Below are 16,547 nucleotides of genomic sequence, written 5' to 3' on the forward strand. Positions count from 1 at the left end.
CACCGCGGAATGTGCCTATAATCGCGACCAATTTTTGGCCAAACATGGGGGCACTGCCCAATGAGCTACAGCAAGATTCCGGCTGGCAAAGACCTGCCGAACGACATCTACGTCGCCATCGAGATTCCAGCCAACCACGCGCCGATCAAGTACGAGATCGACAAAGACAGCGACTGCCTGTTCGTTGACCGTTTCATGGCCACCCCGATGTTCTACCCGGCCAACTACGGCTTCATCCCGAACACCCTGGCCGACGACGGTGATCCCCTCGACGTGCTGGTCGTGACCCCGTACCCGGTTGCTCCAGGTTCGGTTATCCGTGCCCGTCCGGTCGGTATCCTGAACATGACCGACGACGGCGGCGGCGACGCCAAAGTCATCGCCGTACCGCACGACAAACTGTCGCAGCTGTACGTCGACATCAAGGAATACACCGACCTGCCAGCCCTGCTGCTGGAACAGATCAAGCACTTCTTCGAGAACTACAAAGATCTCGAGAAAGGCAAGTGGGTCAAGATCGATGGCTGGGGCAACGCAGACGCCGCCCGCGCCGAGATCACCAAGGCCGTTGCCGCCTACAAAGGCTAAGCAAGCGCCCAACAAAAAGCCCCGCCTTGCGGGGCTTTTTGGTTCTTGGGAACAAGTCCTACAACGCCCTAAGGCAGTGCCTGTAAACCTGCCATTTTCGGGCCTAAAAAATGAACTTCATGTTTATTTCCCGAGCCAGACACGCCCACTAAACTCGGGCGCCATGAATACATCTGGTGATCGTCTCAAAGCGCTCCTGCACGAGTGCAACCTGACCCCTTCCGACTTTGCCGCACAGCGCAAGGTGACCCCGCAGCACGTCAACAACTGGTTCAAACGTGGCGTACCTTTCGCCCGCCTGGACGAAATTGCCGACCTGCTCTGCGTCCGCAGCCGATGGCTGCGCACCGGCGAAGGCCCCAAGCACCCCAACCCACTCCCCCGCTTGAACTCCGCGCCGCGCACGCCCGGCACCGAGTCTGTACCTCCGAGCCTGCTGGCCGCCCACAACCACAATGACATCCAGCTGCCGTTCTTCGCCATCCAGGCCAAACAACTAACACCTATCGCCGACCGCTACCTGCGCCTGCCGATCCGCGCCCTCGACAGCCTGGGCGTCGACCCGGGCCTGGCACTGTGCCTGAGCATGCCCACGTCCAACATGAGCCCACTGCTGCCGCGCGGCACCACCCTGGCCGTCGATTGCGGCCTGACCCACGTGATCGAGGGAGAGATCTACGCCTTGCTGCACAACGGCCGCGTACGCGTCCACAGCCTCAGCCAACACCCCAACGGCGCCTTGCGCCTGCACAGCCACGACAGTGATGAACACCCCACCGAGACCTACAGCCCGGCCCAGCTCAAAAGCCAGAAACTGAGCGTGCTTGGCTGGGTATTCTGGTGGGGCCACCTACGCGACAACCGCCCGGTTTGAGCATGCGCAATGATTTTTTGCTGGGCATTGCGCCTCATTCCCAGTATGCTACGCCGCACATTTCGCCCCCGGCCTGCCACGCACGCCCAGGGGCCCGGCGAGACGACACACAGCTTGTCCGCCGTACCGGTCCTTGCACCGGATAACGTTTTGAAGGCGGTTGCGGCTTACCAAAAATTAGCCAAGGCCGTCCCCTAGAAGCCGGCCACAAGCCGGCTTTTTAATGCCCGTCTGTTTCCTCCCGCCCTCTCATCTCCTGCCACCTCGCGCCATTCACCCCTTCACACACACCACCTGCCGCAACGTATGCACCACCTCCACCAGGTCCCGCTGCGCCTGCATCACCGCATCAATATCCTTGTAGGCCATGGGGATTTCATCAATCACGTCCTTGTCTTTACGGCACTCGACGTGAGCGGTGGCACGTACCTGGTCCTGCAGTGTGAACTGCTGCTTGGCCTTGGTCCGGCTCATCACGCGTCCGGCCCCATGGCTGCAGGAGCAGAACGACTCAGGATTGCCCAGGCCGCGAACGATGAAGCTTTTCGCCCCCATCGAGCCTGGAATGATGCCCATCTGCCCTGTTTGCGCTGACACCGCGCCCTTGCGGGTCACCAGAATGTCCTGGCCGAAGTGCCGCTCGCGCTGCACATAGTTGTGGTGGCAGTTCACGGCTTCGAGGTTGGCGTCGAACGGCTTGCCCAGCACATGGCGCGCCGCAGCAATGACGGCGTGCATCATCAGGGCGCGGTTCTGGCGGGCAAAGTCCTGGGCCCATTCGACGGCTTCGACGTAGTCGGCAAAATGCCGGCTGCCTTCCTTGAAGTAGGCCAGGTCTTTGTCCGGGAGGTTGGCGATGTGCTGACGCATGTCGGCCTGGGCCAGTTCGATGAACAGGTTGCCGATGGCATTGCCCACGCCACGCGAGCCGCTGTGGAGCATGAACCAGACGCGGTCGGCTTCATCCAGGCAGACTTCGATGAAATGGTTGCCGCCGCCCAGGGTGCCCAGGTGCTGGCGATTGTTGGTGCGTTCCAGTTTCGGGTATTTGTCGGTGATGGCCTTGAAGCGCATGGTCAGGTCTTGCCAGGCGTGGTCGGCCCGCGCCGGCACGTTGTCCCAGGCGCCCTGGTCACGGCGGCCGAAGGTTTTGCCATGGGGCACGGCCTGTTCGATGGCGCTGCGCAAACGCTGCAGATTGTCTGGCAGGTCGCGGGCATGAAGCGAGGTACGCGCGGCAATCATCCCGCAACCGATATCCACCCCCACAGCCGCAGGAATGATCGCGCCCAGGGTGGGGATCACGCTGCCGATAGTCGAGCCCTTGCCCAGGTGTACATCGGGCATCACCGCCAGGTGTTTGAAGATAAACGGCATTTTGGCGGTGTTGATCAGTTGCTGGCGGGCCTCGGCTTCCACCGGCACGCCTTGGGTCCAGAGCTTGATCGGTTTGCCGCCAGCCACTTCCAGCAGGTTCATGTCATACCCCTGAGCGCGCCGCCAGGACGGGCTCGTGAACTCGGTTGAACGGATTGCGTTGCAAAAAATTTACAGTACAACAGTCTGCGTCTAAGGTGTATTCAGAGGTCCGAATCGCGGCCGGCATGATGCCAGCCGGTACATGCTGAGTAGGTGCCTTCCGGCATCTGGATTTGCCTCTTTTCGAGGGCGGCAAGACGACTCCATGGGGCGCCGCAAGCCAACCCGGAGTCGTCCCCGCCTCTCCTTTTCCCCTGTCGATTTGCTCCCCCCGCCCTGCTCTGCTAGTGTCGCGCCGTTTATACCGCCACCGAGACAGCCGCCATGGCCCGAAAAAAAGCCGCTATTGATTTCGAGCAATCCCTCGCCGATCTGCAAACCCTGGTCGAGCGCCTGGAGAACGGTGAGCTGTCGCTGGAAGATTCGCTGGCCGCGTTCGAGCAAGGCATCAGCCTGACCCGCGATTGCCAGAGCGCACTGGCCCAAGCCGAACAGAAGGTCCAGGTGCTGCTGGAGCGTGATGGCGAACTGGCCGCAGAACCTTTCGATGCGGACCAGGCAGAATGATTGTTCACTACCAGGTCAGCAGCCAGGCCCGCGTTGACGCGGCACTCGAACAGCTCTTCATCGCACCTTCGCCCGAGCTCGATCGTCTGTACGCAGCCATGCGCTACAGCGTCATGAACGGCGGCAAGCGAGTGCGTCCGCTGCTGGCCTATGCCGCCTGCGAAGCCCTTGGCGTAGCACCTGAGCATGCCAACGGCGCCGCCTGCGCAGTGGAGCTGATTCACGCTTACTCGCTGGTGCATGACGACTTGCCGGCGATGGACGATGACGACCTGCGCCGCGGCCAGCCGACCACCCACAAGGCCTTTGACGAAGCCTGCGCGATCCTGGCCGGTGACGGCCTGCAAAGCCTGGCCTTCAATGCCCTGCTCGACCCGCAACTGAGCCCGCAAACCGACGCGATCCGCCTGGCCATGGTCCAGACCCTGGCCCTGGCCGCAGGCCCGGCCGGCATGGTCGGTGGCCAGGCCATCGACCTCGGTTCGGTGGGGCTCAAGCTCGATCAGACCGCCCTTGAGTTCATGCACCGGCACAAGACCGGTGCCCTGATCGAGGCCAGCGTCCGCCTCGGCGCCCTGGCCAGTGCCCGCGCCGACCAGCTCCAGCTGCAAGCCCTGCAAACGTACGCCCGGGCCATTGGCCTGGCCTTCCAGGTGCAGGACGATATTCTCGATGTCGAAAGCGATACCGAAACCCTGGGCAAACGCCAGGGCGCCGATATCGCCCGGGACAAACCGACCTACCCCGCGTTGCTCGGGCTGGACGCTGCCAAGGCCTACGCCCTGGAACTGCGCGACCAGGCCCTGCATGCCCTGCGGCCATTTGACGCGGCGGCTGAACCGCTGCGCGCGTTGGCGCGGTATATCGTCGAGCGCCGTAATTAAGTGCTTTCGCGGGGCACGCCCGCTCCTACCCCGCGAAGCGCTCAAATGGGCAGCCATTACCGCAATAAGGTAAACTGCCGCCTCTTCACACCTATAACGATTCGCCTGATGCCCACGACGTTTCAAGAGATCCCCCGCGAACGCCCGGTCACGCCGCTGCTTGACCGTGCCGAAACGCCCGCCGGCCTGCGCCGTCTGGCCGAAGCCGATCTGGAGAGCCTGGCCGACGAACTGCGCCAGGAGCTGCTCTATACCGTTGGCCAGACCGGCGGGCATTTCGGTGCCGGCCTGGGCGTCATCGAGCTGACGATTGCCCTGCACTACGTCTTCGACACCCCGGACGACCGTCTGGTGTGGGACGTCGGCCATCAGGCATACCCGCACAAGATCCTCACCGGTCGCCGCCAGCGCATGAACACCCTGCGCCAGAAGGACGGCCTGGCCGCCTTCCCGCGCCGCGCCGAAAGCGAGTACGACACCTTTGGCGTCGGTCACTCCAGCACCTCGATCAGTGCAGCACTGGGCATGGCCATTGCCGCCCGCCTGCAGAACGATCCGCGCAAGTCCATCGCCGTGATCGGTGACGGTGCGTTGACCGCAGGCATGGCGTTCGAGGCGTTGAACCACGCCCAGGAAGTCGACGCCGACATGCTGGTGATCCTCAACGACAACGACATGTCGATCTCGCGCAATGTCGGTGGCCTCTCCAACTACCTGGCCAAGATCCTGTCCAGCCGTACCTATTCGAGCATGCGCGAAGGCAGCAAGAAGGTGCTTTCGCGCCTGCCCGGCGCCTGGGAAATTGCCCGCCGCACCGAAGAGTACGCCAAGGGCATGCTGGTCCCCGGCACCCTGTTCGAGGAGCTGGGCTGGAACTATATCGGCCCGATTGACGGCCACGATCTGCCGACCCTGATCACCACCTTGCGCAACATGCGCGACCTCAAGGGGCCGCAGTTCCTCCACGTGGTGACCAAGAAGGGCAAGGGCTTCGCCCCGGCCGAAGTCGATCCGATCGGCTACCACGCCATCACCAAGCTCGAGCCTGTCGACGCACCGGCCGCCGCACCGAAAAAGGCCGGAGGCCCGAAGTATTCGGCGGTGTTCGGTCAGTGGCTGTGCGACATGGCGGCAGCGGACGAGCGACTGGTCGGCATCACCCCGGCCATGAAGGAAGGCTCCGACCTGGTGGCCTTCAGCGAACGCTACCCGGAGCGCTACTTCGACGTCGCGATTGCCGAGCAGCACGCCGTGACGCTGGCAGCCGGCATGGCTTGCGAAGGCGCCAAGCCGGTGGTGGCGATCTATTCGACCTTCCTGCAACGCGCCTACGATCAATTGATCCATGACGTTGCCGTGCAAAACCTTGATGTGCTGTTTGCCATCGACCGCGCCGGCCTGGTCGGCGAAGACGGCCCGACCCACGCGGGCAGCTTCGATCTGTCGTTCCTGCGCTGCATCCCCGGCATGCTGGTGATGACCCCGAGCGACGAGAACGAACTGCGCAAGATGCTCAGCACCGGTCACCTGTACAACGGTCCTGCGGCCGTGCGCTACCCGCGCGGCACTGGCCCGAACGCCACCATCGAGAGCAACCTCGAGCCGCTGGAAATCGGCAAGGGCGTGGTGCGCCGCCAGGGCAGCAAGGTCGCCTTGCTGGTCTTCGGTGTGCAGCTGGCAGAGGCACTGAAAGTGGCCGAAGGCCTGGACGCCACCGTGGTCGACATGCGCTTCGTCAAACCACTCGATGAAGCCCTGGTACGGGAAATCGCCGCCAGCCATGAGCTGCTGGTGACGATCGAAGAGAACGCCATCATGGGCGGCGCTGGCGCTGCGGTCAGCGAGTTCCTCGCCCGCGAAGCCGTGCTCAAGCCGGTGCTGCACCTGGGCCTGCCGGACGTCTATGTCGAGCATGCAAAGCCTGCGCAAATGCTGGCCGAATGCGGGCTGGACGTTGCCGGCATCGACGCTTCAGTGCGCGAGCGTATGCAACTGCTGGGTCTTTGAGACCTGATCGCGGGGCAAGCCCGCTCCTACAGAAACCTGTAGGAGCGGGCTTGCCCCGCGATTGTTTTGGAACTGCCATGAAGCTCCTTCGCCTCACCCTTCTGCTGTGCCTGCCCACGCCCCTTTTGGCCGAGCCTGTCGACCGCGACAGCGCCCTGAAGCTGCCCAACACCCTGATCAGCGCCAACCGCCAGGTAGAAGATCGCACGCAAACCAGTGCCGCCAACACCGTATTCACCCGTGACGACATCGACCGCCTGCAGCCCACCAGCGTCAACGATCTGCTGACACGGGTACCCGGCGTCCAGGTTGCGCCAACGGGCGGTCGCGGCAGCGTGCCGGGTATCTACATTCGAGGCAGCAAGACCGCGCAAAGCCTGGTGCTAGTGGACGGCGTACGCATCGCCAACGCCACTTCCGGTGACAGCGGCCTGCAGTTTCTCAACGTCGACCAGATCGAGCGGGTCGAGGTGCTGCGTGGCTCTCGCTCGGCGGTCTATGGCAGCGATGCGATTGGCGGCGTCATCCAGATCTTCACCCGTCGCAGCGCCCAGCAAGGGCTGCAACCGCGCCTGCGCCTGGCCGCCGGCAGCAACCAGAGCTGGGAGCGCAGCCTGGGGCTTTCCGGTGGCGACCAGAGCACCCGCTTCAACCTCGGCGCCAGCCTCGATGAAAGCGCCGGGATCGACTGGAGCCACACCTCCTACCCCAGCGATAGCGACCATGACGCCTACCGCAACAAGTCGTTCAACCTGAGCCTGAGTCACAGCTTCAACGACAACGTCGAGGCTGGCCTGAACCTGCTCGACAGCCGTGGCCGCAGCGAATACGACAACCCGTATGGCCGCTTCGACATGGACACTTTCCAGAGCTTCGCCCAGGCCCCCTATACCGATTACACCGTCAGCAGCCTGGGCACCTACCTCGGTGCACAGCTCAACGAGCACTGGTACTCACGCCTGGAACTGAGCCACAGCGAGAACCGCGATCAGAAGCGCGACAAGCTCAGCAGCGACGCCAGCGAGTTCAACACCTACCGCGACGCCGCCAGTTGGCAGAACGACCTGACGCTCGATGAGCAAAATAGCCTGATGATCGGTACCGACTGGTACCAGGACCGTGTACACGGCAGCACCGATTTTGACGAAGACAGCCGCTGGAACCGGGCTGCCTTTGTCCAGCATCGTTTCAAGGGCGAGTGGTTTTCCACCGAACTGGGTTTGCGCCGCGATCAGAACCAGCAGTTCGGCGGGCAAAACACCTGGAGCGGCAGCCTGACCCTGCCGCTCAACCCCGACAACGATCTGCTGGTTTCGTACAGCGAAGGTTTCCGCGCCCCCACGTTCAACGATCTGTACTACCCCCAGTACAGCAACCCGAACCTCAAGCCCGAACGATCGAAAAGCTACGAATTGCAGTGGCGCAGCCAGCTGACTGAAGAAAGCCGCCTGGAGACGTCGCTCTACCGCACCGACCTGCGCGACGCCATTATCTTCGGTGCCGACTCGATCCCCCGCAACGTGGCCTCGGCCCGGGTCAATGGTTTCGAAGCGGCGCTGCATCAAACCTGGTTTGGCTGGCAGAGCAACCTGGGCCTCGCGTTGATCGACCCTCGCGACCGCGACAGCGGCCACACCCTGGCCCGCCGCGCCCGCCGCACCTTGAGCCTCGATCTGGACCGCCAGTTTGACCAGCTCGGCCTGGGCGCCAGTTGGCAAGCGGTGAGCAGCAGCTTTGACGACGAAGCCAACCGCAACAAAATCGGCGGCTATGGCCTGCTCGGCCTGCGCAGCAGTTGGGCGCTCAACCCTGAGGTCAAGCTGGAGCTCAAGGTCGACAACTTGATGGACAAAGCGTACTCGCGAGCCCTGTATACCTATGAGGGCACGCAGTATGGCTACCGCGAAGAGGGTCGTACCTGGATGGTTGGCGTTACCTGGACACCGGCGCTTTAGTCTCAATCAACTGACACAACCGCGCCGTTGCCTCGATCATTTGCCCGCTGGGGCGCTCCAGGCCCTTGTCGGGCACTTGCAGCAAGCGCCCGTTGCGCACGGCATCGACCTGGGGCCAGGCCTTCCAGGCGTCGAGCTGGGGCTGATCCGGCGCCAGGATCACCTCGGGGTCTTGCAGCAACACTGACTCCAGGCTGACCTGTGGCGCTGGCAGCTTGAGCCCGGCGAACACATTGCGCGCGCCGCACACGCCGAGGGCGGCGCTGACGATCTGCCCCCCTCCGACGGTGTACAACGGCTTGTCCCACACCTGATAGAACACCCGTAGTGGCTGCTCGCGGTGATAGCGCTCGCGCAGTGCCTGCAATTGCTGACGCAGTTGCTGCGCACGCAGCCGGCCCTGCTCCGCCCGCCCCAGTTGCACGCCGATCTGCTCGATCTGCTCGATCAGTTCATCGATGTCATGAGGTTCGGCGCTGTAAGTGGCAATGCCCAGACGCTTGAGTTGATCGCGTTGAGCCGCCGGCACGCTGTCTGGCCACAGCAGCAACAAATCGGGCTTGAGGCTGAGCAGGCGCTCCATGTCGATCTGGCCATAGCGCCCCACCGACGGAACCGCCGCCAGAGCAGGAGGGCGATCGCCGCCGTCGAGCATGCCCACCAGCAGGTCCGTGGCCTGCAGCTCGACAATGATTTCTGAAAGAGAGGGCGCCAGGCTGACCACCCGCGAAGCCGCAGCCAGCGGCGCGGCCAGCACCAACAACGCCAGCAGCAGGATGCCGCGCATCAGCCGAGCTGACGCGGGATACGATAGAGGTACAGCAGCACCGCGCTGGAAATGGCCAGGAGAACCTGCGGCACAGCTTCCAGGCCGACGAACACCGACAGGGCCGAAACCCAGGCCGGCAGACAGGCGAACAGCATGCCCAGGCGTCGGACACGGGCCAGCTCGATCCAGGCCGCAGGTTCTTCAGCGCTGTCGAGGGCTTTTTGCGTAGCAATCAGTGCCCGCTTGTAGGCACCGAACCGCGGCAGGCTCAGGAACATCGAAGCCACGCCGGCGATGAACACCGGCATGGCCAGGACAGGGATCAATGCCTGGATGCCACCGAAGGCCCAGGCAAATACCAGCAAGGGCGCCAGCGCCACCACCAGGTACTGCCACCAGGCCAGTGCCAGTCGGCGTTTAACCTGCGCCCGGGTCACGCCCGACCGGCCTCACCCTGGTGCTCGTTGCCCATCATGTGGCCGAGCTTGCCGGCCTTGGTGGCCAGGTAGTGCTTGTTGTGCGGGTTGTGGCCGGTGTGCAGGGGTACACGCTCGGCCACCGGGATACCCATGCCGGTCAGTGCCTTGACCTTGCGCGGGTTGTTGGTCATCAGCCGCAGCGACTTGACCCCCAGGTGTTCGAGCATCGGCTGGCACATGCCGTAGTCACGCTGGTCGGCGGCAAAGCCCAGGCGCTCGTTGGCCTCGACGGTGTCGGCGCCGCCATCTTGCAGCTCATAGGCACGGATCTTGTTCAACAGGCCGATGCCACGGCCTTCCTGGCGCAAGTACAGCAGCACGCCACGGCCTTCGCGGGCGATGGCCTGCAGGGCGGCTTCAAGCTGGGAGCCGCAGTCGCAACGCTGGCTGAACAAGGCATCGCCGGTCAGGCATTCGGAATGCAGGCGCCCCAGTACCGGTTGCCCGTCGGCCACATCACCCAGGCTGAGCACAACGTGCTCACGGCCGGTGGCTTCATCGAGAAAACCGTGCATGGTGAAGGTCGCAAATGGAGTAGGCAGCTTGGAAGCGGCAACAAAGACGACGGGCACGTTGTGCTCCTGATCAGTAACTTGAAAATTGATGTGCGCGATTGTATCAGCAGCGCCGCCGTGCTGCTTAGGCTGAATTATTGGCCATACCGATTCAGAAGTTTGATAACACCTAGCGCGAGGTGCTGGCTTCATCGAACGGATAGGGTTGCTGCCAGTGCTTGAAGATGGCCCGCAACTCGCCACTGGCCACCAACTTGTCCATGCGCTGGTCGAACAAGGCCCGCAGCGCCTCGCCTTTGCCGGTGTGGGAAAAAGCCAGGAACAGCGGCAGCTCAGCCAGGTGCGTACGGCGGAACGCCTCGGGCTTGTCTGCCTGGTTGAGCACATAGTCGACTTCGGTCAGGGCGTCGATGTAGAAGTCCACACGGTCATGTTCAAGCATCGGCAGGATGCCTTCGCGGCGCTGGATTTCACGGAAGTGGTCGATGTTGGGCAAGTAGTTCTGGTAGTCATAGCCACGCACCCAGGCCAGGCGGTACTGCCCGAGGTTGCTCAAGGTGGGTAGCGGCTTACTGGCCAGCCCCAGGGCATAGATGTGATCGAGGTCGAAGTGCCAGCGCGGGTAGAGGTTGTCCGGCTCTTCCTTTTCATAGGAGCCGACCCAGGCATCGGCCTCGCCGCGCTTGACCAGGCCTACCGCACGGCTATAGGGAACGCTCTGGATCCGGACCTTGACGCCGGCGGGCTCGAACACCTTGCGCAGGACGTCCCAGGCCAGGCCGGAACCATCGGCGTTGGTGTAGTCGAGCCACTCCTCGCTGGCCAGATGGATCTGCGCAGGCGTCGCAGGTAACGGCTCCGCCGCCCGCACCACGCCTGCCACCAGGACCAACAGCAACAGCCCCAATCGCCATCCAGTCATCGCCTTACTCCCTTAAGTAAAACTCCATACCAGAACTTGCATGCCCAACCAGGCGAACACTCCCGCCAGCACGTCATCGAGCATGATACCGACGCCACCATGTACATGCCGGTCAACCCAGCGGATCGGCCAAGGCTTGAGGATGTCGAAGAAGCGGAACATCAGGAAGCCCGCCAACAACCACTGCCACCCTTCAGGCACCAGCCACAGGGTGATCCACATGCCGACCATCTCGTCCCAGACAATGCCTTCGTGGTCATGCACACGCAAGTCGTCTGCAACCTTGCCGCACAGCCAGAAGCCAAACAGCATGGTCAGGCCGAGCATCAGCCAGTAGCCCCAGTCGGGCAACATCTGCCACAACGGGATAAAGGGTAGAGCGACCAGCGAGCCCCAGGTTCCCGGTGCCTTGGGCAGGGTCCCGGAGCCAAAGCCAAAGGCCAGAAAATGCCACGGATTACGCCAGACCGACGGCGGAACGTTCTCCGCAGGCACCTGATTGGGGTGATCGGTCACAGTTGCTCCCTAAAATGTTGATAGCCCCGGGTTGCCGGGGTGATGTCTTGTCCTTGGCCATCCACCAGGCTGACACCAGAACCGATGCTTGCGCGACCCACCACATGAATCGGCCAGCCGGCCGCCAGCAGCGGTGCAAGCTCGACCTCGGGCAGGGTGAAGGCCAATACATAATCGTCGCCTCCGGTCAGCGCGGCATGCTGCGCACCTTCGCGGCCGAACAGCGCCTGCAGTGCAGCAGACAAAGGTAGCCGATCCAGCTCGACCTGCAGGGCCAGTTGCGATGCCTTGGCGATATGCCCGCAGTCGGCCAGCAGGCCATCGGAGATATCCAGCGCCGCTGTCGCCTTGCCGCGCAGCGCCTGGCCCAGCGCAAACTGGGGCTGGGGCGACCAGTAATGGGCAAGCAGCGGATCGGCGATGGAGGCTTCAGCCTGACGCTCACCCAGCACCAGCGGCAAGGCCCCGGCGGCATTGCCCAGATCACCGCCGACACACAGCAAGTCACCGGCACGGGCAGCACTGCGGGTCAGGGCCTGGCCTGCCGGTACCCGACCGAACACGGTCATGGTCAGGCTCAGCGGCCCTCGGGTGGTGTCACCTCCGATCAGGCTTAGCTGACAGGCCTGGGCCATCTGGTTCAAACCCCGGGCATAGGCTTGCAGCCAGTCGGCGCGCACCTCGGGCAGGGTCAGGGCAAGGGTAAAGCCGATTGGGGTGGCCCCCATGGCTGCCAGGTCACTGGCGGCTACAGCCAGCGAACGCTGACCGAGCAGAAAAGGATCGCAGACAGCCGGGAAGTGAACCCCGGCCACCAGCGTGTCGGTGGAGATCGCCAACTGTTCGCCAGGCGACAGGCTGAGCAAGGCGCAATCGTCGCCAATGCCCAATGCGACCGCTTCGCTGCCTTGCGCACAAGGCGCGGCAGCGAAGTAGTGGCGAATCAGCTCGAACTCACCCATCAGCAGCAAGCGCCAGGATCAGCGCTTGAACGCCTTGACTTCGGCTTCACGAAGCCGTGGTGCGAGCTTGTCGAGCACACCGTTGACGAACTTGTGTCCGTCAGTGGCACCGAAAACCTTGGCCAGCTCGACGCCTTCGTTGATCACGACGCGGTACGGTACATCAGCACGCATCATGAACTCCCAGGTGGACAGGCGCAGAACCGCCAGTTCAACTGGGTCGAGCTCTTCCAGCGCCAGGTCCAGGCACGGCTTGAGCGCTTCGTCGATTTCAGCCTTTTTCACCGGAACCCCATGAAGGATTTCGCGGAAATAGGCACCGTCGACATCGGTGAAATCGTTATCGACCCGGAACTGCGCTTCGATCTCGTTCAGCGATTGCTTGGCCATGTGCCACTGGTACAGGGCCTGAGTCGCGAGCTGACGGGCTTCGCGACGCTTGGCGCTCTTCGATGGCTTGCCAGCATCCGCAGGTTTTGGATCGCGCGGGTTGAAACGATCGCTTTCGTCGCTAATCACTTGGCCTCCAACTGCGCCAGCAGGCTGACCATTTCCAGAGCGGACAGGGCAGCTTCGGCGCCTTTGTTGCCGGCTTTGGTGCCGGAACGCTCAATGGCCTGTTCGATCGAGTCGACAGTCAGGACACCGAAGGCAACCGGTACGCCGAACTCCATGGACACCTGGGCCAGGCCCTTGGTGCACTCGCCCGCTACGTATTCAAAGTGCGGGGTACCGCCACGGATCACGGCGCCCAGGGCGATGATCGCGGCGTATTCGCTTTGCTGGGCGACTTTCTGTGCCACCAGCGGGATTTCAAAGGCACCCGGGGCACGGATGATGGTGATGTCGCTTTCGCTGACACCGTGGCGAACCAGGGCGTCAACTGCACCGCTCACCAGGCTTTCGACGACGAAGCTGTTGAAGCGGCCAACCACCAAAGCATAGCGACCTTTGGGGGCAATGAAGGTACCTTCGATGGTCTTCAGGGTCATTGCGGAGTTCTCATCTTAAAGAGCCAGGCCGCAAATAGGCGGCCTGTGAGGGTTTGGGACACGAATGGCAGCGCGACAAACCGCCTGCTTTATTCGGAGGGCACGTATTCTACAACTTCCAGATCGAATCCGGATATCGCATTGAACTTCATTGGCGAACTCATCAGGCGCATTTTGCGTACGCCCAGGTCGCGCAGAATCTGCGAACCGGCACCGACGGTGCTGTAGGTAGTCGGGGTTTTGGCCTGGGAGGCCTCGGCGCTTTCACGGATATGCGCCAGCAGCACATCGCCATCGAGCGGATGCCCGAGCAGCAGCACGACACCGCTGCCAGCCTCGGCAACCGCGCTCATGGCGGCGCGCAGGCTCCAACGGCCCGGTTGCTTGACCATCAGCAGGTCACGCAGCGGGTCCATGTTGTGGACCCGTACCAGGGTCGGCTCTTCGGCGCAGATGTTGCCCAGGGTCAGGGCCATGTGCACGTCGCCTTCAACCGAATCACGGTAGGTGACCAGGTTGAAATGACCCAGCTCGCTGTCCAGCGGCTGCTCGGAAACCCGCTGAACGGTACGTTCGTGGATCATCCGGTAGTGGATCAGGTCGGCAATGGTGCCGATCTTGATGTTGTGTTCGGCGGCAAAAGCTTCGAGCTCCGGACGACGGGACATGGTGCCGTCATCGTTCATCACTTCGCAGATCACTCCGCTCGGCTCGAACCCGGCCATGCGCGCCAGGTCGCAGGCAGCTTCGGTGTGGCCGGCACGGGCCAGGGTACCGCCAGGCTGGGCCATCAGCGGGAAAATGTGGCCGGGGCTGACGATGTCTTCGGCCTTGGCATCACGGGCGGCAGCCGCTTGCACGGTGCGGGCACGGTCAGCGGCCGAGATGCCGGTGGTCACGCCTTCGGCGGCTTCGATCGAGACGGTGAACTTGGTGCCGAAGCCCGAACCGTTGCGCGGTGCCATCAGCGGCAGCTTGAGTGTCTCGCAACGCTCGCGCGACATCGGCATGCAGATCAGGCCACGGGCGTGCTTGGCCATGAAGTTGATGTGCTCGGCTTTGCAGCACTCGGCGGCCATGATCAGGTCGCCTTCGTTCTCGCGGTCTTCGTCATCCATGAGGATGACCATTTTGCCCTGGCGGATGTCTTCTACCAGTTCTTCGATGCTGTTGAGCGCCACGCGGCACCCCCTTTCAAATCAGGATTTCAGGTAGCCGTTGGCGGCCAGGAAACTTTCGGTGATGCCGCCGCTGCTTGGCTCGGCGGCCTTGTCACCCAGCAGCAAGCGCTCCAGGTAACGGGCCAGCAGGTCGACCTCAAGGTTTACCCGACGACCTGGACGGTAGTCGGCCATGATGGTTTCGGCCAGGGTGTGCGGGACGATGGTCAGCTCGAACTCGGCGCCATCGACAACGTTCACGGTCAGGCTGGTGCCATCGACCGTGATCGAGCCCTTGTGGGCGATGTACTTGGCCAGCTCCTTCGGCGCACGGATGCGGAACTGGATGGCGCGGGCATTATCGCTGCGCGAGACCACTTCGCCGACACCGTCGACGTGACCGCTGACCAGGTGACCGCCCAGGCGGGTGGTCGGTGTCAGAGCTTTTTCCAGGTTGACCCGGCTGCCGCTTTTCAGGTCGTCGAACGCGGTGCAATCCAGGGTTTCGCGGCTGACGTCCGCCCAGAAACCATCGCCTGGCAGCTCGACCGCGGTCAGGCATACGCCGTTGACGGCGATGCTGTCGCCGAGCTTGACGTCGCCCAGGTCGAGCTTGCCGGTTTCGACATACACCCGCACATCACCGCCTTTAGGGGTGAGCGAACGGATGCTGCCAATCGATTCAATGATGCCGGTGAACATGAAGTCCTCCTCGGGAACGGGGCTGCGCGTGACGCTAGCCGCAAATTATACGCCGGGCGCGGGGTTCGGCACTGCAGTGACTCGCCAGTCATCGCCTACTGCGCGCATTTCGGTAATTTTCAAGGGCGTCGCTTCGTTCATATGGTTCAGCGGCAGGTCCAGCAACGGCCGGGCACTGGAGCCCAGGAACTTGGCGGCGACAAAAATCTGATACTCGTCGATCAGGCCGCGCTGGGCAAAGGCGCCGACCAGGCCGGCACCGGCCTCAAGCAGTATTTCATTGACGCCACGGGCTGCCAGTTCGCGCAGCAGTGCCGGCAGGTCGACCTGGGCGCCCTCACCCGGCAGGCAGAGCAGTTCATGACCGGCGTCGGCATAGCGCGGATCGACCGCCGCAGCCGTCACCACCAGCGCAGGCCCCGCGTTGAAGAACGGTGCATCCAGTGGCAGGCGCAGACGTCCGTCGATCAGCACACGCAAGGGCGGGCGCGCCATGGCCAGGGTGGTGGTGTGTGCATCCAGCCCCAGCTCAGCGCCGCGCACAGTCATCCGCGCATGGTCGGCCAGCACGCTCTGGGCGCTGGTCAGCACCACGCTGGACCGCGCACGCAGGCGCTGCACCGCGGAGCGAGCGGCTGGGCCGGTGATCCACTGGCTTTCACCATTGGCCATGGCGGTGCGTCCGTCCAGGCTCATCGCAAGCTTTGCGCGAACAAACGGCAGGCCGACTTCCATACGCTTGAGGAAACCCGGGTTCAGCGCCCGCGCCTCAGCTTCCAGCACACCGCTGGCCACCTCGATACCCACATCGGCCAAACGCTTGAGCCCCTGCCCCGCCACTTGCGGATTGGGATCCTGCATGGCGGCAACCACCCGTGCCACGCCCGCCTTGACCAGCGCCTCGGCACAGGGCGGCGTGCGCCCATGGTGGCTGCAGGGTTCAAGGGTCACGTAGGCGCAGGCGCCGCGGGCCCGTTCACCGGCCTGGCGCAGGGCATGGACTTCGGCATGGGGTTCGCCGGCACGTACGTGCCAGCCTTCGCCGACGATCTGGCCGTCGCGGACAATCACGCAGCCCACGCGCGGGTTCGGGTGAGTCGAGTACAGGCCCTTGCGGGCCAGTTCCAGGGCTCGGGCCATATAGTGGGCGTCGAGTACCGCGCGTTCGCTGGACAT

General features: G+C 63.3%; 18 protein-coding genes. 6 read left to right on the top strand and 12 right to left on the bottom strand.

What is annotated here, in order from left to right:
• Positions 1-60 precede the first annotated feature (60 nt).
• The gene (gene ppa / locus U9R80_RS24355) at positions 61-588 is read left to right on the top strand and encodes an inorganic diphosphatase (protein WP_095159347.1); all 528 of its coding nucleotides are present in this window, start codon (positions 61-63) and stop codon (positions 586-588) included.
• Between the two features lie 163 nt (positions 589-751).
• Positions 752-1,462, top strand: coding sequence for a LexA family transcriptional regulator (locus U9R80_RS24360; RefSeq protein WP_301839943.1), 711 nt, complete (start codon positions 752-754; stop codon positions 1,460-1,462).
• Between the two features lie 273 nt (positions 1,463-1,735).
• On the opposite strand, the gene U9R80_RS24365 is transcribed toward U9R80_RS24360, so the two are convergent.
• The gene (locus tag U9R80_RS24365) at positions 1,736-2,941 is read right to left on the bottom strand and encodes an RtcB family protein (RefSeq protein ID WP_301839942.1); all 1,206 of its coding nucleotides are present in this window, start codon (positions 2,939-2,941) and stop codon (positions 1,736-1,738) included.
• 324 nt (positions 2,942-3,265) lie between these two features.
• Between U9R80_RS24365 and U9R80_RS24370 the strand changes: the two genes are divergently transcribed.
• The 4 genes from U9R80_RS24370 (at position 3,266) to U9R80_RS24385 (ending at position 8,354) form a co-directional block, all read left to right on the top strand.
• On the top strand, positions 3,266-3,508 hold the full coding sequence (locus U9R80_RS24370; protein ID WP_301839941.1) for an exodeoxyribonuclease VII small subunit: 243 nt from the start codon (positions 3,266-3,268) through the stop codon (positions 3,506-3,508).
• Positions 3,505-4,392 carry a (2E,6E)-farnesyl diphosphate synthase gene (ispA, locus tag U9R80_RS24375; RefSeq protein WP_301839940.1) on the top strand — a complete coding sequence of 296 codons (888 nt, stop codon included), beginning with the start codon at positions 3,505-3,507 and terminating at the stop codon, positions 4,390-4,392. The genes U9R80_RS24370 and ispA overlap by 4 nt, the downstream gene beginning before the upstream one ends.
• Positions 4,393-4,500: 108 nt before the next feature.
• A complete protein-coding gene (gene dxs / locus U9R80_RS24380) occupies positions 4,501-6,399 on the top strand; it encodes a 1-deoxy-D-xylulose-5-phosphate synthase (RefSeq protein ID WP_301839939.1) in 1,899 nt (632 codons plus the stop codon).
• Between the two features lie 77 nt (positions 6,400-6,476).
• Positions 6,477-8,354: a TonB-dependent receptor domain-containing protein gene (locus U9R80_RS24385; RefSeq protein ID WP_301839938.1), complete on the top strand. Its 1,878-nt coding sequence runs from the start codon at positions 6,477-6,479 to the stop codon at positions 8,352-8,354.
• Here U9R80_RS24385 and U9R80_RS24390 read toward each other — a convergent pair.
• The 11 genes from U9R80_RS24390 to ribD form a co-directional block, all read right to left on the bottom strand.
• The gene (locus tag U9R80_RS24390; protein ID WP_301839936.1) at positions 8,332-9,141 is read right to left on the bottom strand and encodes a cobalamin-binding protein; all 810 of its coding nucleotides are present in this window, start codon (positions 9,139-9,141) and stop codon (positions 8,332-8,334) included. The genes U9R80_RS24385 and U9R80_RS24390 overlap by 23 nt on opposite strands.
• The gene (locus U9R80_RS24395) at positions 9,141-9,560 is read right to left on the bottom strand and encodes an MFS transporter (protein ID WP_301839934.1); all 420 of its coding nucleotides are present in this window, start codon (positions 9,558-9,560) and stop codon (positions 9,141-9,143) included. Before U9R80_RS24395 ends, U9R80_RS24390 begins: the two co-directional genes overlap by 1 nt.
• The gene (gene ribA, locus U9R80_RS24400) at positions 9,557-10,174 is read right to left on the bottom strand and encodes a GTP cyclohydrolase II (RefSeq protein WP_010222848.1); all 618 of its coding nucleotides are present in this window, start codon (positions 10,172-10,174) and stop codon (positions 9,557-9,559) included. The genes U9R80_RS24395 and ribA overlap by 4 nt, the downstream gene beginning before the upstream one ends.
• 112 nt (positions 10,175-10,286) lie before the next feature.
• Positions 10,287-11,039, bottom strand: a complete 753-nt coding sequence (locus U9R80_RS24405) for a substrate-binding periplasmic protein (protein ID WP_301839933.1) — start codon at positions 11,037-11,039, stop codon at positions 10,287-10,289.
• A 12-nt stretch (positions 11,040-11,051) separates the two neighbouring features.
• A complete protein-coding gene (locus U9R80_RS24410) occupies positions 11,052-11,555 on the bottom strand; it encodes a phosphatidylglycerophosphatase A family protein (RefSeq protein ID WP_028944443.1) in 504 nt (167 codons plus the stop codon).
• Positions 11,552-12,517 (bottom strand): thiamine-phosphate kinase, encoded by a 966-nt coding sequence (gene thiL, locus U9R80_RS24415; RefSeq protein WP_301839932.1) that lies wholly within the window; start codon positions 12,515-12,517, stop codon positions 11,552-11,554. Before thiL ends, U9R80_RS24410 begins: the two co-directional genes overlap by 4 nt.
• Positions 12,518-12,535: 18 nt before the next feature.
• Positions 12,536-13,036 (bottom strand): transcription antitermination factor NusB, encoded by a 501-nt coding sequence (gene nusB / locus U9R80_RS24420; RefSeq protein WP_028944445.1) that lies wholly within the window; start codon positions 13,034-13,036, stop codon positions 12,536-12,538.
• Positions 13,033-13,509 carry a 6,7-dimethyl-8-ribityllumazine synthase gene (ribH, locus tag U9R80_RS24425; protein WP_028944446.1) on the bottom strand — a complete coding sequence of 159 codons (477 nt, stop codon included), beginning with the start codon at positions 13,507-13,509 and terminating at the stop codon, positions 13,033-13,035. Before ribH ends, nusB begins: the two co-directional genes overlap by 4 nt.
• Positions 13,510-13,598: 89 nt before the next feature.
• Complete coding sequence (ribBA, locus tag U9R80_RS24430; protein WP_301839931.1) at positions 13,599-14,690, bottom strand: bifunctional 3,4-dihydroxy-2-butanone-4-phosphate synthase/GTP cyclohydrolase II; 1,092 nt, start codon at positions 14,688-14,690, stop codon at positions 13,599-13,601.
• Positions 14,691-14,708: 18 nt separating this feature from the next.
• A complete protein-coding gene (locus tag U9R80_RS24435; protein WP_301839930.1) occupies positions 14,709-15,371 on the bottom strand; it encodes a riboflavin synthase in 663 nt (220 codons plus the stop codon).
• Positions 15,372-15,416: 45 nt separating this feature from the next.
• Positions 15,417-16,547 (bottom strand): bifunctional diaminohydroxyphosphoribosylaminopyrimidine deaminase/5-amino-6-(5-phosphoribosylamino)uracil reductase RibD, encoded by a 1,131-nt coding sequence (ribD, locus tag U9R80_RS24440; protein WP_301839928.1) that lies wholly within the window; start codon positions 16,545-16,547, stop codon positions 15,417-15,419.

This window comes from Pseudomonas sp. JQ170C, from assembly GCF_035581345.1.
Classification (GTDB): domain Bacteria; phylum Pseudomonadota; class Gammaproteobacteria; order Pseudomonadales; family Pseudomonadaceae; genus Aquipseudomonas.

Bases quoted from the DNA above. Each gene is read 5' to 3' on its own strand.
- ppa (WP_095159347.1), top strand. From the start codon at position 61: ATGAGCTACAGCAAGATTCCGGCTGGCAAAGACCTGCCGAACGACATC.
- U9R80_RS24360 (WP_301839943.1), top strand. From the start codon at position 752: ATGAATACATCTGGTGATCGTCTCAAAGCGCTCCTGCACGAGTGCAAC.
- U9R80_RS24365 (WP_301839942.1), bottom strand. From the start codon at position 2,941: ATGAACCTGCTGGAAGTGGCTGGCGGCAAACCGATCAAGCTCTGGACC.
- U9R80_RS24370 (WP_301839941.1), top strand. From the start codon at position 3,266: ATGGCCCGAAAAAAAGCCGCTATTGATTTCGAGCAATCCCTCGCCGAT.
- ispA (WP_301839940.1), top strand. From the start codon at position 3,505: ATGATTGTTCACTACCAGGTCAGCAGCCAGGCCCGCGTTGACGCGGCA.
- dxs (WP_301839939.1), top strand. From the start codon at position 4,501: ATGCCCACGACGTTTCAAGAGATCCCCCGCGAACGCCCGGTCACGCCG.
- U9R80_RS24385 (WP_301839938.1), top strand. From the start codon at position 6,477: ATGAAGCTCCTTCGCCTCACCCTTCTGCTGTGCCTGCCCACGCCCCTT.
- U9R80_RS24390 (WP_301839936.1), bottom strand. From the start codon at position 9,141: ATGCGCGGCATCCTGCTGCTGGCGTTGTTGGTGCTGGCCGCGCCGCTG.
- U9R80_RS24405 (WP_301839933.1), bottom strand. From the start codon at position 11,039: ATGACTGGATGGCGATTGGGGCTGTTGCTGTTGGTCCTGGTGGCAGGC.
- thiL (WP_301839932.1), bottom strand. From the start codon at position 12,517: ATGGGTGAGTTCGAGCTGATTCGCCACTACTTCGCTGCCGCGCCTTGT.
- ribH (WP_028944446.1), bottom strand. From the start codon at position 13,509: ATGACCCTGAAGACCATCGAAGGTACCTTCATTGCCCCCAAAGGTCGC.
- U9R80_RS24435 (WP_301839930.1), bottom strand. From the start codon at position 15,371: ATGTTCACCGGCATCATTGAATCGATTGGCAGCATCCGTTCGCTCACC.
- ribD (WP_301839928.1), bottom strand. From the start codon at position 16,547: ATGTCCAGCGAACGCGCGGTACTCGACGCCCACTATATGGCCCGAGCC.